Below are 12,918 nucleotides of genomic sequence, written 5' to 3'. Positions count from 1 at the left end.
TTCATCCCCGTCTCCAGTCCCATGCTGCATGATCGGCCGAAGCTTTATACTCTCGCCGAATTATATGGGAGCCCGTCGTGACCAATATCACCCTTGCGGACTTGTCCGCGGAAATCGAAACCAATGTACGCAAGGCGCTGGCCGAGGATGTCGGCAACGGCGATATCACCGCGCAGCTGATTCCGGCAGAGCGACTCGCTCATGCCTCGGTCATTACCCGTGAACCGGCCGTGATCAGCGGTACGGCCTGGGTCGACGCGGTGTTTCGGCAGTTGGACCCGCGGGTTGCGGTGCATTGGCAGGTGACGGATGGCGAGCAGGTGGCGGCCGACCGTGTGCTGTTTCACCTTGAGGGTCCTGCGCGTGCGTTGCTCAGTGGTGAGCGCGCGGCGCTGAATTTCCTGCAGATGCTGTCAGGCGTCGCAACCCGTTGTCGACACTATGCCGATCTCGTCGCAGGCACTGGTGTGCAGTTGCTCGACACCCGAAAAACCATTCCCGGCTTGCGTCTGGCGCAGAAGTACGCGGTTACCTGTGGGGGCTGTCATAACCATCGAATAGGTCTTTACGACGCCTTCCTGATCAAGGAAAACCATATCGCCGCCTGCGGCGGAATCGCCGAGGCCGTTGCGACGGCTCATCGTATCGCGCCCGGCAAGCCGGTCGAAGTCGAGGTGGAGAATCTTGATGAGCTGGAGCAGGCGCTCGGGGCCGGTGTCGATGTCGTGATGCTCGATGAGTTGAGTCTGGTCGACATGCGTGCCGCGGTTGGCATTGCGGCGGGGAGGGCGAAGCTGGAGGCGTCGGGGGGGATCGATGATGAATCGCTGCGCACGATTGCCGAAACCGGCGTGGATTACATTTCGATCGGTGCTCTGACCAAGCATGTCAGAGCAATCGACCTGTCCATGCGTCTGACCCAATAAGGAATGCACGAAAGCGGCACCAACGTGCCGCCGATTCGACTCAATGCTTGCTTTTCAGTCCGAAGTTCTCGTGTAGCGTGCCGGGAACATCGGTGTCCTTGGGCGCGTAATCCTTCGGTGGCTCGGTGAACGTCGGTGAGGTAAGACGCTCCCGGTGGCTGTGGCTTTCCTCGCTGTGCAATGCGGCGAGCAGGCGCTGCCGGGTCTGTTCGTCCAACGCGAGCTTATCGGCGCCCTCGGACAGATGATCCTGCATGTCCTGATAGCTGTTGGTCAGCTTGCGCAGCAGGCTTGCGGTCGTGTTGAAATGAGTCACCACTTCGCTTTGATAGGTGTCGAAGCGCTCCTGCAGCTCATCTACCTGACGCTGTGTGCTGGTCGGCGCGCTGTTGCGCGCGATCAAAAAACCAATAGCGATGCCGACAATCACGCCGACAATTGGGAGCAACCAGGTCGCGAGGGTCTGTTCCACGAGTACTTCCTCTATATAAACGGCTTGCCTTCAGGCCGCGAAAAACCGTGTGGCGGCGCTCAAATGGGGCGGCTATCAGGCCAGGACACAACTGATAGCCGGGTTCTGCAGCGCCTTGTGCAGTGGTTTTCCCACGGCCTGATACGTTAACGTCTCGTACCTGCCCTGTATACCGCGATGCCATGCGAGCGGCCACAGGCGACGTCTATGCAAGACGAGTCGACTTGCCCCAAGGTCACGGAGTTACTTTCTTGAAACGTGAAAACCCTATATCGATCGACGGTCCGGCCGGCGTGCTCGAAGGCTTGTATTTCGATCAGCCGGATGCACGTGGGCTGGCATTGATCTGTCACCCCAATCCCGTCAAGGGCGGGACCATGCTGAACAAAGTGGTGTCGACGCTGCAGCGCACGGCCCGCGATGCGGGCTATGTCACGCTTCGCTTCAACTTTCGCGGGGTCGGCGGCAGCGCGGGCAGCCATGACATGGACACGGGAGAAATCGACGATGCAGAAGCGGCGCTGCAGTGGTTGCGGGCGCAGCACCCCGAGTTGCCTCTGACATTGCTCGGGTTTTCATTCGGAGGGTTCGTTGCGGCGGCGCTGGCCGGGAGAGTCGAAGCGAGAGCCGAGCCGCTGGAAAAACTGTTCATGGTCGCGCCGGCGGTGTCGCGACTTGCAGATCAGCCGCTGGCCGAGCGCTGTGCGCTCACCATTATCCAGCCGGACGATGACGAAGTGATCGACCCGACCTCGGTGCATGCCTTCTCCGCCGAGCTTCAACGTCCCCACGAGCTGCTGAAAGTGGCAGAATGCGGCCACTTTTTCCACGGCAAGCTGGTGGACCTGAAAGAGCTGGTGGCATCGCGGATGGCGTAGCGCGCTGACGGTGTGCGGGCGATCTCGCCTAGCCCCGCGTGCACGCCCGCTCAACGGTCCACTGGCCGTTTGCGCTGACTGAATCGAGATGATCGTATGAAAACCCGAATCCTTACCGGTATCACCACCACCGGCACGCCCCACCTGGGCAACTACGCCGGTGCCATCCGACCGGCTATCGTGGCCAGCCGGGAGGCTGATGCCGACTCCTTCTATTTCCTCGCTGATTACCACGCATTGATCAAATGCGACGATCCGTTGCGTATCCAACAGTCGCGCCTGGAAATCGCCGCCACGTGGCTGGCCTGTGGATTGGATGCGGATCGGGTGACCTTCTATCGCCAATCCGACATTCCGGAGATTCCAGAGCTGACCTGGCTTCTGACCTGCGTTGCTGGCAAAGGGCTACTGAACCGCGCGCACGCCTACAAGGCCTCGGTGGACAAGAACCTCGAACTGGGCGAAGACCCGGATGCCGGGGTCACCATGGGATTGTTCAGCTACCCGGTATTGATGGCCGCGGACATTCTGATGTTCAACGCACACAAGGTGCCGGTCGGTCGCGACCAGATTCAGCACGTGGAAATGGCTCGTGACATCGGTCAGCGCTTCAATCACCTGTTCGGCAAAGGCAAGGAGCTGTTTACCCTGCCAGCCGCCGTGATCGAAGAGGGCGTGGCGACACTGCCGGGGCTCGACGGGCGCAAGATGTCCAAGAGCTACGACAACACCATCCCGCTGTTCTCCAGCGCCAAGGCACTCAAAGGCACTATCGCCCGCATCGTCACCGACTCGAAGTTGCCCGGGGAGCCGAAAGATCCGGACGATTCCCACCTGTTCACGATCTACCAAGCGTTCGCAACACCGGCGCAACTGACCGAGTTCCGCGCTGATCTGGTCGGCGGCTTGGCGTGGGGCGAGGCCAAGGAACGTCTTTTCCAGTTGCTCGACAATGAGCTGGGCGAGGCGCGCGAACGCTATCACGGGCTGATGCAGCGCCCCGGCGAGCTGGAAGACATCCTGCAAGCGGGCGCCGCCAAGGCGCGGAAGATCGCTAAGCCGTTCCTCGGCGAGTTGCGTGAGGCGGTCGGGTTGCGCAGTTTCCGTAGCGAAGTGACGAGCGCCGCGCCGGTCAAGAAGAAGGGCGGCAAGGCCGCTCGATTCGCCAGCTTCCGCGAGAGCGACGGCAGCTTTCGCTTTCGCTTTTTCGCCGCTGACGGTGAAGAGCTGTTGCTGTCGCTCCCATTCAGCGATCCCAAGGCGACAGGCGTGATCAGTCAGCGCCTGATTGCCCAGGGCGTGGACGCGTTGGAACTCCGTGCCGACGAAGACAATCAATTCACCGTGTGGCTGGATCACGAATGCATCGCGAAAAGCCCGGTCTACGGCGATGAACAGGCACTGGATGCCGCCATGCAGCGCCTGCGCCAGGCGTTGGCCACGCTTTCCGTGTAATCCCACACGGGTTCGCCGGTCGCGGCTTGGCCGGCGCATTTCTGCCGAAATCCTGTTACCACTCGAGGCTCGAGCGCTTGAACGACCTGCGTAAATTGCCAACCACCGAGGGCACGGCTAAAGTGTCGGCCCCGTTTCACTACCCAGACCCCGCCATGACCCCTCTTGAGCGCTATCAGGAAGACCTGAAACGTCCCGATTTCTTTCACGATGCCGCCCAGGAAACTGCTGTGCGACATCTGCAGCGTCTGTACGACGACCTGATTGCCGATGACCGCAACAAGTCCGGGCTGTTCGGCAAGCTATTCGGCAAGAAACAGCAGGAACCGCTCAAGGGCCTGTATTTCTGGGGCGGCGTCGGTCGCGGCAAAACCTATCTGGTCGATACGTTTTTCGACGCTCTGCCGTTCGAGCAGAAGACGCGCACCCACTTCCACCGCTTCATGAAGCGCGTGCACGAGGAAATGCGTACCCTCAAGGGCGAGAAGAATCCGCTGACCATCATCGGCAAGCGCTTCGCCGACGAATCGCGGGTGATCTGTTTCGATGAGTTCTTCGTATCCGACATCACCGACGCGATGATCCTCGCCACTCTGCTCGAAGAACTGTTCAAGAACGGTGTGAGTCTGGTGGCGACCTCCAACATCGTTCCGGATGGCCTGTACAAGGATGGACTGCAGCGCGCTCGCTTCCTGCCGGCGATCGAACTGCTGAAGAAGCACACAGAGATCGTCAACGTCGACAGCGGCATCGACTATCGTCTGCGCGCACTCGAACAAGCCGAGCTCTACCACTTCCCGTTGGATGCCGAGGCGGAGCAGAGTCTGGAAAAGAGCTTTCGTAGCCTGCTGTCGGAACAGTGCCGCGTTCAGGAGAACGAAGCGCTGATGATCGAGAACCGCGAAATCGTCGCGCGCAAGACGGCGGGCGGCGTCGCCTGGTTCGAGTTCCGCGAGCTCTGCGACGGTCCGCGCAGTCAGAACGACTATATCGAGCTGGGCAAGATCTTCGATGCGGTGCTGGTTTCCAATATCGAGCGGATGGACGTTTCCAAGGACGACATGGCGCGGCGCTTCATCAACATGGTCGACGAGTTCTACGACCGCAACGTGAAGCTGATCCTCTCCGCCGAGGTCGAACTCAAGGACCTATATGCTGGCGGCCGCTTGGAGTTCGAATTCCAGCGCACGCTGAGCCGCCTGCTGGAAATGCAATCGCACGAATATCTGGCGCGTCCACATAAGCCGTAGAGAACCAGCGGTAAGCCTGAAGCTAGAGGCTTGAAGTAAGCGCGAAAAGGTTGACAGCGTTGCGGCTGCGACCTTCTTTCCACTAACTGCTCTTATACCGATACTGCTGCCGGTACTGATTCGGCGATAGCTCGGTATGCTGGCGGAACAGCCGTGCGAAGAAACTCGCATCGTCATAGCCGACTTCATAGCTGATGGTTTTGATGCTCTTGCGGGTGGTGGAGAGCAAGGTCTTGGCCGTCTCGATGCGCAGTCGCTGCAAGTAGTGCAGCGGCTTGTCGCCGGTCGCCGTCTGAAACCGCCGCATGAAGTTGCGAATGCTCATGCCATGATCGCGCGCGACGTCCTCGAAGCGGAACTTCTCCGCGAAATGCTCTTCGAGCCATTCCTGAATCTGCAGGACCCGGGTATCCAGGTGGAGCTTTTGACCACCAAAACCGATGCGGCCAGGACTGTAGTTGCGTCTTACCTCGAACAGGATGTCGCGCGCCATGCCCTGCGCAATATGCGCACCGCAGAAGCGCTCGACCAGATGCATGTAGAGATCGCACGCCGAGGTGGTGCCGCCTGCACAGTACAGATTGTCGCTGTCGGTCAGATGCTTTTCCTGCGTAAAGAGCACGCGCGGAAAGCGCTCGGCAAACTCGCGGGCGAAGCGCCAGTGTGTAGTGCCTTCGCGGTCGTCGAGCAGTCCTGCGGCAGCCATCCAGAATGCTCCCGAGGCTTCACCGCAGATGGCGCTGCCGGCCAGGTGCCGCGCCTGTAGCCAGGGTGCTACCTGCGGATATTGGCGGCTGAGTGCGTCGAAATCGCCCCAGAACGCTGGCAGGATCACCGCATCGGCGTCGTCCAGCATTCCGTCGACTTCGATGCGGGGGCCGCTGAAGGTACTGACAGGCAGCCCATCGGGGCTTACCAGCACCGTTTCGAAGGCGGGTGTGAGATCCAGGCCCAGTTGCTTGCCATATCGCAGGCTGGCCATGTGAAAGAAATCCTTGGCATGCAGCAGGGTCGATGCAAATACCCCGTCGGTGGCCAGAATACTGATACGTTTCAATGGTGGGGCTGTGTGCATGCCGTGTCTTCTGACTATTCGGATTATTTTTTTGTACGGGCAAAGCAGGGTGTAACTGCCGCAGTTCGGCGGGAGCGTCTTATTTTTTTGCGTGACTGTCCAGTCGCTCTTCAGTCTAAGTCGGGGAACCGCTCTGAGTGTTGCTGATCTGACAGGCAGGAGGGCTTTTCATGACAGTCAACATACCGTTGGTTCGCCCCGATGCATTCGACGGCTGGGACGGCAGCCCTGCCGCCGCCCGGGAGATGCAGAAGCAGCTGGCCGGCAAGGTCGTATTGGAAGATGATTTTGGTTTGCTGCGGCTGATTGCGGGCGTCGACGTCGGCTTCGAGGAGGGTGGCAACATCACCCGCGCCGCGGTGGTTCTGCTCGATGCAGAGTCCCTCGCGCCGGTGGCGCAGGCATTGGCGCGAATTCCGACCCGCATGCCTTACATCCCTGGTTTGCTTTCCTTTCGCGAGCTGCCGGCGGTGCTGCAGGCACTCGAATCGCTCGGGCAGACGCCCGATCTGATCCTTTCCGATGGGCACGGCATTGCCCATCCTCGTGGCCTCGGCATTGCCGCCCATCTTGGCGTAATCACGGGTTTACCAACCATTGGCGTGGCGAAGAAGATTCTCACGGGCCACCATGCGCCGCTTGGCGAGCGGCGCGGCGATCAGGTCGATCTGCTGGACAAGGGCGGCAAGGCGATCGGCACCGTGTTGCGGAGCAAGGACAAAGTACGCCCGCTGATCATCTCGCCGGGCAACCGCGTCAGTCTCGCCACCGCGCCGGAACTGGTGATGCGCTATGTCACCCGCTATCGATTGCCGGAACCGACACGACTGGCCGACCGCTTGGCCTCGCGTCGCGATGAGAAGCGTGTCGGCCCTCAGCAGGCCATGGATATCGAATAGCCTAGGCCGCTTGCAGGCTGACACTCGCAGGCGCTAGCCTGCAGACCCGCAGGTTACCCAGGTCTCGCCACGATGCAGCTGGATCACGCGACAGGCTGGTGCCGAGGCATTCACCATTGCCCCTCGCCCAATTTCAACCAGCGCCCCGATGGTGAGATTTCGCTGCTAGTCATCCATAACATCAGCTTGCCACCGGGGTGCTTTGGTACCGGTAAGGTCCAGCAGTTCTTTCAGAACTGTCTGGCCCGCGACGAGCATCCCTTCTTCGAGGAGATCGCTAGCCTGCAGGTCTCGGCGCATTTTCTGATCGAACGTGATGGCGCGATCACCCAGTTCGTCTCCTGTCTGGATCGTGCCTGGCACGCTGGCGTGTCGCGCTTCGGCGGGCGTGAAAGCTGCAACGACTTCTCCCTCGGCATCGAACTGGAAGGCACTGATGAAGCGCCATTCAGCGAGGCCCAGTACGACAGCCTGATCCGCCTCTGCCAGTTGTTGCAGCAAGCGTACCCGGCCATCAGCCCGGAGCGAGTCTGCGGCCATAGCGACATCGCACCTGGGCGCAAGACCGACCCGGGCCCGGCATTCGACTGGCAGCGCCTGCGCGCGGCCTCGATCGTTGCCTGAGAAGGCCTTCATAGGATACGAACATGATTTTTCTGGTGCTGCTGCTGGTTCTGCTCATCGACAAACTCACCGATTGGCGGCGTGATGTGCAGCACGACGGCCCCTGGCTGAGCCTGCTGCGGCGAGTCGAAGGCCATTCGGAAGTGGCGTCCAGGCCATGGCTGGGCCTATCGCTGTCGGTGCTCCTGCCCGTGCTGTTATTGGGGCTGCTGCTGATGGCACTCAAGCCGCTGGCGTACGGTTGGCTCAGCCTGCCATTGCATCTGCTGGTGTTGCTCTACAGCTTGGGTCGTGGGCAAGGGAAGCTCGAGTTCGGGGCCTTTCGCGACGCCTGGCGTCGAGGCGATGACGAGGCCGCCGTGCTGGTGGCCGAGCGCGACCTGGGGCTTACTGCGTCGGATGCTCCGAGCCTGCTGCACGCCGTCGAAGCGCAACTGCTCTGGCGCAGTCACCAGGGCTTTTTTGCGGTGATTTTCTGGTACGTGCTGCTGGGTCCGATAGCTGCGCTGGCCTACCGGCTGCTTGCATTGACGATCGAGCATGCCAGCAGCGAGGCCATGCGCGAACGCGCCGGGCAAATCCGGCACGCCTTCGATTGGTTGCCGGTGCGCGTCCTGCTTGCCAGCTTCGGCCTGGTCGGAAACTTCGTCGCGGTCAATCGCGCCTTGTTGCACGACCTGCTGCACTGGGAGATTCCCGCTCAGCGGCTGTTGGCCGAGGTTGGTCCGGTTGCGGCCGACCTGGGCGAGCGCTGTGAAGGCGAGGCGGGCATCGCCCGGCTCGACAGCCTGGCCGCGCTGCTGGTGCGTGCCCGCATGCTCTGGTACGCCGCCATCGCGCTTTGGGTTCTTCTTCTATAGCCCTATTCAGAGCCCCGCTGCGGAACGCATCTGGCTTCATCTGGCGCGGCTACCGGACGTCGGATAAGCCGGGTGGATATGCCGGAATCGGCGCGCTTTCTGCCAGTTGCTGGGCCATCATCCTGCCATTACCTTAAGTTACATAAACCGCGACCGATATCCCGTATAAGTTTCTCGCGCCACTTCTCTGACGAGCCCTGCTGCGGCCTCGATGCTGCCGGCAATACAACAATAATTGGGAGACGTCTTTTGAAACGTTTGTTGTATCCCGCGATCGCGTTCATGAATCGCTTGAGCTTCGGGATGAAGTTCAGCCTGATCAGTGTCCTCTTCTTCGTCCCCATGCTGTTAACCAATTTCTATCTGGTGCGCGACTCGTACCGGGAGTTCGTTGGTACCCGCACCGAATTGCAAAGCCTGGAACTGCTTGGGACGGCGTTGCAGATGCGTCGCGAGATGGAAAGCTGGAAAGACCTGGTGGAAATCGAAAGCATCATCGGTCAGGCCGGCGAAGTACAAGCGCTGGTGACCCGGCTGACCAATGCCGAAGGTGAGCTCTCGACGCTGATGCAGAGCCTGGCGCCAGTCAGCGAAAACCCTGAGCAGGTCGCCGAGTTCAGCACGCGCCGAGATGAGCTCGATGCGGCGTTGCGCGAGGCAAAGGCGCAGCAGTCGTTGCAGGCCAAGGTAGCGATGGCGCGCGCACTGCTGGGCAAGGCTCAAGTGATGATCAAGCTGATCGCCAGCCAATCGGGCCTGAGCCAGGACGGCCAGCGCGATGTGCGAATGCTCGCCGAATTGCTGACTTCGGTCACGCCCACCATTACTGCGGCGCTCGGCGAAGGCAGGGCCGTGGGCTCCTACACGTTCGGCCAGGGCTACCTGAACTCCGACGCGAGCAACAAGCTGGACAACCTGCTCCTTGAGCTTGAGAAGCAGCAGGCGCAGTACAATGCCCAGTTGCAGGACGTGCTTGGCAGCAGCGCTGCAGCATTGCGCCAGCTCGAACGCTATACCGAAGCCAGCCGCGCCTCCCTGCAGAACAGCAGTGATATCTTTCAAGATCAGGTGATCATGGCCGAGGCCATGGATCGCCCCTGGGAGAGCTTTTACGACCAGATCAGCACCGAGATGGCGAAGACCTACGCGCTCAATGACGCCATTCTCGCTTTTCTCGATGATGAGCTCGAACAGCGACTGGAGCAAAAGCGCCGGCTGATGACCCTCCTGCTTGTCGCCCTGGCAATGGTGTTCCTCCTCGTGGTTTATCTCTACAGCGCCTTTTACATGTCCACTCGCGCGTCGCTGCGTAGCCTCGGCGCGACCATGGACCGTGTGGCTGCCGGGGACATGACCGCCCGCTTCAAGGTGCAGAGCCGCGACGAGCTGGGCGAGCTGGGTCAGGTCTTCAACGAGACTGTGGCGCGGATCCGCGAACTGATCGAGCGTGTCGGTCAGACGGTGGGCGAGGTGGAGCGCCAGGCGTCGCGGGTCGAGACCGTTTCCGGCGAGAGCAACCAGACCGTTTCCGAACAGCGCGGGCAGATCGAGCAAGTCGCCACCGCCATGAACGAGATGTCGGCGACCGCGCAGGAGGTGGCGACCAGCGCCGAAGCCGCGGTTGGCAGTGCGCAAAGCGTCAATGACGAAACCGTCAGCGGTCGCGGTCTGGTGGCGGCCCAGGTCGATGGGATCGGGCGATTGGCCGCGGAGATCGATCAGTCGGTCAAGGTCATCAATCAGTTGGCCAGCGACAGCAAGGCCATCAGCCAGGTGCTGGACGTCATCAAGGGCGTGGCCGAACAGACCAACTTGCTGGCGCTCAACGCGGCCATCGAGGCGGCGCGTGCTGGTGAGCAAGGGCGCGGATTCGCTGTGGTAGCCGACGAGGTGCGCAGTCTGGCCAAGCGCACCCAGCAGTCCACCGAGGAAATCGAGCAGATGATCGGGCGGCTGCAAGGCGGCGTCGGCGCTGCGGTCAAGACGATGCATTCCAGCCATTCGATGGCCGAGGAAACCGTCAGTCAGTCGGCTCAGGTCCAGCAGGCTTTGGAGAACATTCTCGGTGCCGTCGGCGTGATCGTCGATCAGAACCAGCAGATCGCCGCGGCAGCTGAAGAACAAACCGCCGTCGCGCATGACATCGATCGCAACATCGTCGCCATCAACGAGGCGGGCCAACGCACTGCCGAAGGCGCAGGCCATACCGAACAGGCCAGCCGTGAACTCACCGAACTGGTTGGGCGCTTGCAACAGCTGATAGGGGCGTTCCGGGTCTAGGACCGCTTTAAGAAGGTCAGCGCCAGGCAAACAACTCGCAGCTGTTTCGGTAGCTCGCCTCGGCCAGTTGCTCAGGGCTGATGCGTTTGATGTCGGCCAGCTCGCGGCAGATGTCCGGCAGAAACTCCGGGCTGTTGCGCTGGCCGGCGTGGCTGTAGGGCGCGATGTCGGGCGCGTCGGTTTCCAGCACGATGCTGTCCAGCGGTAGCTGCTGAAGCACCCGGTGCATGCGATGCGCCTGCGGCCAGGTGCCCGCGCCACCCAGGCCGAGCTTGTATCCCAGCTTGATGTACTCCCGCGCCTCCTCCCAACTGCCGCTGAAGGCATGGGCGATACCGGCGCGCTTGAGCTTGCGCTGTTTCAGGGTGGCAATCATCTGCGCGTGGGCGCGGCGCACATGTAGTAAAACCGGTAGTTCGAACTCCTCAGCCAGTTCCAGCTGGGCTTCGAGCAATTGTTGCTGACGGGCTTTGTCGGGGGCCTCGATGTAGTAATCCAGACCGATCTCGCCGATGGCGCAGAGCTTGTCCTGTCCGCGAAGACGGCCCAGCCAATCGCGCAGATCATCGATGTGTTCCGCTTGATGGTCCTGGAGAAACACCGGATGCATGCCCAATGCGGCGTAGACGGCTGGTTCGTCCATCGCCAACTGCCAGACGCGCGCCCAGTTCGCCTGGTGTACGCCGAGCACGAGTAGCCGTTCCACACCTGCCTCGCGGCAACGCGTGAGCACCTCACCGCGGTCTGCGTCGAACGGGTCGAAGTCGAGATGGGTGTGGGTGTCGATCAGGCGCACGGGTTCTCCTGGTCTGGTGCGGATACGGGCGTCGTTCAGCGATTCGGTTCTTCCTCGATCTGGATGTCGCTGACACCGAGTTCGGCCATACGGCTGTCCTCGCTGGGGCGCACCGGAATTTCCCAGGGGGCATCGATCGCCGCGCGTGGCTCACGGACATGATGCAGCAGAATCTCCAGTTCGGCTTGCTCCATGTCCGGTTCTTCAAAGGAGCTGAGCGTCAGCGACGACGGTTTGCCATTGATCAGGTAGTGGATGCGATAGCGTTTCAGTTCGGTCATGGCGGCTCTCGACTCCAGTGTGTGGAGTATCGGACCGCCAAATTGCCTTCAGGCTCCCGAATCCTCGCGCTCCGATTCGAGTAGCGCGGCCTTGCGTTCGAGTCCCCAGCGATAGCCGGTCAGCGATTGATTGGCGCCGACGACTCGATGACAGGGCACCAACAGCCCGACCGGATTGCTGGCGCAGGCCCTGGCGACGGCCCGGGCGTGGCTGCCAAGATGTTCGGCCAGCTCGCCGTAGCGCCGAGTCTGGCCCCTGGGGATGTCTTGCAGCGCTTGCCAGACCCGTTGCTGAAACGCGCTGCCACGCAGGTCGAGTGGCAGTCGGGCGGCGCGCGAGGGCTCTTCCAGCTGGGCCAGGATCGAGCGTAGCCACTCACCCAGTCCTTCCTGATCCCGGAGCAACTCGGCCGCGGCAAAGCGCGACTGCAATTCGTTCAGCAGCGCCTGTTCGTCGTCGCCAAACAGCAGCGCACAGATTCCTTGGTCGCTGGCGGCGATCAGTAACAGCCCCAACGGACAGGCGCTGACGGCATAGCGCAGCGACTCGCCGGCGCCTTTGCGGCGACGCTGCGCCGGGCTCAATGCCGTGACGTTCTGATAGGCGCCGCGCGTACTGCCATAGCCTGCATCCAGGGCGGCGCCCAGCACCGAGTCGGCTGCGGGCAGGCGCGTCTCCAGCCGTTCGCGGCGTCGGGCGGCGGCCCAGGCGCGTGGCGTGAGGCCGGTGCGGGTTTTGAACGCACGAGCTAGGTGCGACGAGGACAGACCGATACGCGCGGCCAGTTGCTCCAGTGTCATCGGCTCGGGGCTTTCATCCAGCAAGCGACAGGCGGCGATGACCAGCGCGTCCAGTTGCTCGGCCGGGCTCTGCCCCTGCGGGGAGCAGCGCCTGCATGCGCGGTAACCGGCGGCTTCGGCATCCGTGGCCGTGCTGAAGAAGCTGACGCCGTCACGCCGCGGACGACGTGCCGGACAGCTGGGGCGGCAGAAGATTCGGGTCGAGCGAACGGCGAACACGAAGCGATCGTCGTAACCGGCGTCGCGTTCGCAGAGTGCTTGCCAGCAGCGGTCGAAATCGAGCATTGCGGTGCTCCCTGAGTGGTTGATTGCGATTGTCCG

13 protein-coding genes are annotated in these 12,918 nt (G+C 61.7%); 8 read left to right on the top strand and 5 right to left on the bottom strand.

The genetic code is table 11. From position 1 onward, the window contains the following. Positions 1-77: 77 nt before the first annotated feature. Complete coding sequence (nadC, locus tag MCB86_RS11715; protein ID WP_045160774.1) at positions 78-926, top strand: carboxylating nicotinate-nucleotide diphosphorylase; 849 nt, start codon at positions 78-80, stop codon at positions 924-926. 40 nt (positions 927-966) lie between these two features. Here nadC and MCB86_RS11710 read toward each other — a convergent pair whose 3' ends face one another. Further along, positions 967-1,398: a DUF1043 family protein gene (locus tag MCB86_RS11710; RefSeq protein WP_045160775.1), complete on the bottom strand. Its 432-nt coding sequence runs from the start codon at positions 1,396-1,398 to the stop codon at positions 967-969. Positions 1,399-1,649: 251 nt separating this feature from the next. On the opposite strand from MCB86_RS11710, the gene MCB86_RS11705 reads away from it, so the two are divergent. The 3 genes from MCB86_RS11705 (at position 1,650) to zapE (ending at position 4,981) form a co-directional block, all read left to right on the top strand. Beyond that, positions 1,650-2,276: an alpha/beta fold hydrolase gene (locus tag MCB86_RS11705; protein WP_239611050.1), complete on the top strand. Its 627-nt coding sequence runs from the start codon at positions 1,650-1,652 to the stop codon at positions 2,274-2,276. Positions 2,277-2,372: 96 nt separating this feature from the next. After that, a complete protein-coding gene (locus MCB86_RS11700) occupies positions 2,373-3,731 on the top strand; it encodes a tryptophan--tRNA ligase (RefSeq protein ID WP_239611048.1) in 1,359 nt (452 codons plus the stop codon). Between the two features lie 155 nt (positions 3,732-3,886). Beyond that, complete coding sequence (gene zapE, locus MCB86_RS11695) at positions 3,887-4,981, top strand: cell division protein ZapE (RefSeq protein ID WP_239611045.1); 1,095 nt, start codon at positions 3,887-3,889, stop codon at positions 4,979-4,981. 82 nt (positions 4,982-5,063) lie between these two features. Here the strand turns inward: zapE and MCB86_RS11690 are convergent, their stop codons facing one another. After that, complete coding sequence (locus MCB86_RS11690) at positions 5,064-6,056, bottom strand: GlxA family transcriptional regulator (RefSeq protein ID WP_045160778.1); 993 nt, start codon at positions 6,054-6,056, stop codon at positions 5,064-5,066. 170 nt (positions 6,057-6,226) lie between these two features. On the opposite strand from MCB86_RS11690, the gene nfi reads away from it, so the two are divergent. From nfi to MCB86_RS11670, 4 genes are all read left to right on the top strand, one after another. Beyond that, positions 6,227-6,955: a deoxyribonuclease V gene (gene nfi, locus MCB86_RS11685; protein WP_239611043.1), complete on the top strand. Its 729-nt coding sequence runs from the start codon at positions 6,227-6,229 to the stop codon at positions 6,953-6,955. Positions 6,956-7,027: 72 nt separating this feature from the next. Beyond that, positions 7,028-7,579 (top strand): 1,6-anhydro-N-acetylmuramyl-L-alanine amidase AmpD, encoded by a 552-nt coding sequence (gene ampD / locus MCB86_RS11680; RefSeq protein ID WP_045160780.1) that lies wholly within the window; start codon positions 7,028-7,030, stop codon positions 7,577-7,579. A gap of 23 nt (positions 7,580-7,602) precedes the next feature. Then, the gene (gene ampE / locus MCB86_RS11675; protein WP_239611041.1) at positions 7,603-8,439 is read left to right on the top strand and encodes a regulatory signaling modulator protein AmpE; all 837 of its coding nucleotides are present in this window, start codon (positions 7,603-7,605) and stop codon (positions 8,437-8,439) included. 249 nt (positions 8,440-8,688) lie between these two features. Further along, complete coding sequence (locus MCB86_RS11670; protein WP_239611039.1) at positions 8,689-10,719, top strand: methyl-accepting chemotaxis protein; 2,031 nt, start codon at positions 8,689-8,691, stop codon at positions 10,717-10,719. A 16-nt stretch (positions 10,720-10,735) separates the two neighbouring features. Here MCB86_RS11670 and MCB86_RS11665 read toward each other — a convergent pair whose 3' ends face one another. The 3 genes from MCB86_RS11665 to ada are packed head-to-tail and all read right to left on the bottom strand — an operon-like array spanning position 10,736 to position 12,882. Continuing rightward, positions 10,736-11,515 (bottom strand): TatD family hydrolase, encoded by a 780-nt coding sequence (locus tag MCB86_RS11665; protein WP_239611037.1) that lies wholly within the window; start codon positions 11,513-11,515, stop codon positions 10,736-10,738. Positions 11,516-11,550: 35 nt separating this feature from the next. Next, positions 11,551-11,796, bottom strand: a complete 246-nt coding sequence (locus MCB86_RS11660) for a hypothetical protein (protein WP_045160784.1) — start codon at positions 11,794-11,796, stop codon at positions 11,551-11,553. Between the two features lie 48 nt (positions 11,797-11,844). Beyond that, positions 11,845-12,882, bottom strand: a complete 1,038-nt coding sequence (ada, locus tag MCB86_RS11655; RefSeq protein WP_045160785.1) for a bifunctional DNA-binding transcriptional regulator/O6-methylguanine-DNA methyltransferase Ada — start codon at positions 12,880-12,882, stop codon at positions 11,845-11,847. Between the last annotated feature and the right edge of the window lie 36 nt (positions 12,883-12,918).

Origin of the sequence: Pseudomonas sp. KSR10 (assembly GCF_022355455.1) — a bacterium.
GTDB classification, from domain to species: Bacteria; Pseudomonadota; Gammaproteobacteria; order Pseudomonadales; family Pseudomonadaceae; genus Stutzerimonas; species Stutzerimonas stutzeri_E.
The sequence above is the reverse complement of the archived record's forward strand: the minus strand, read 5'-3'. Positions and strand labels throughout refer to the sequence as shown.

Bases quoted from the DNA above. Each gene is read 5' to 3' on its own strand.
- zapE (WP_239611045.1), top strand. From the start codon at position 3,887: ATGACCCCTCTTGAGCGCTATCAGGAAGACCTGAAACGTCCCGATTTC.
- nfi (WP_239611043.1), top strand. From the start codon at position 6,227: ATGACAGTCAACATACCGTTGGTTCGCCCCGATGCATTCGACGGCTGG.
- MCB86_RS11700 (WP_239611048.1), top strand. From the start codon at position 2,373: ATGAAAACCCGAATCCTTACCGGTATCACCACCACCGGCACGCCCCAC.
- MCB86_RS11690 (WP_045160778.1), bottom strand. From the start codon at position 6,056: ATGCACACAGCCCCACCATTGAAACGTATCAGTATTCTGGCCACCGAC.
- ada (WP_045160785.1), bottom strand. From the start codon at position 12,882: ATGCTCGATTTCGACCGCTGCTGGCAAGCACTCTGCGAACGCGACGCC.
- ampE (WP_239611041.1), top strand. From the start codon at position 7,603: ATGATTTTTCTGGTGCTGCTGCTGGTTCTGCTCATCGACAAACTCACC.
- MCB86_RS11660 (WP_045160784.1), bottom strand. From the start codon at position 11,796: ATGACCGAACTGAAACGCTATCGCATCCACTACCTGATCAATGGCAAA.
- ampD (WP_045160780.1), top strand. From the start codon at position 7,028: ATGCAGCTGGATCACGCGACAGGCTGGTGCCGAGGCATTCACCATTGC.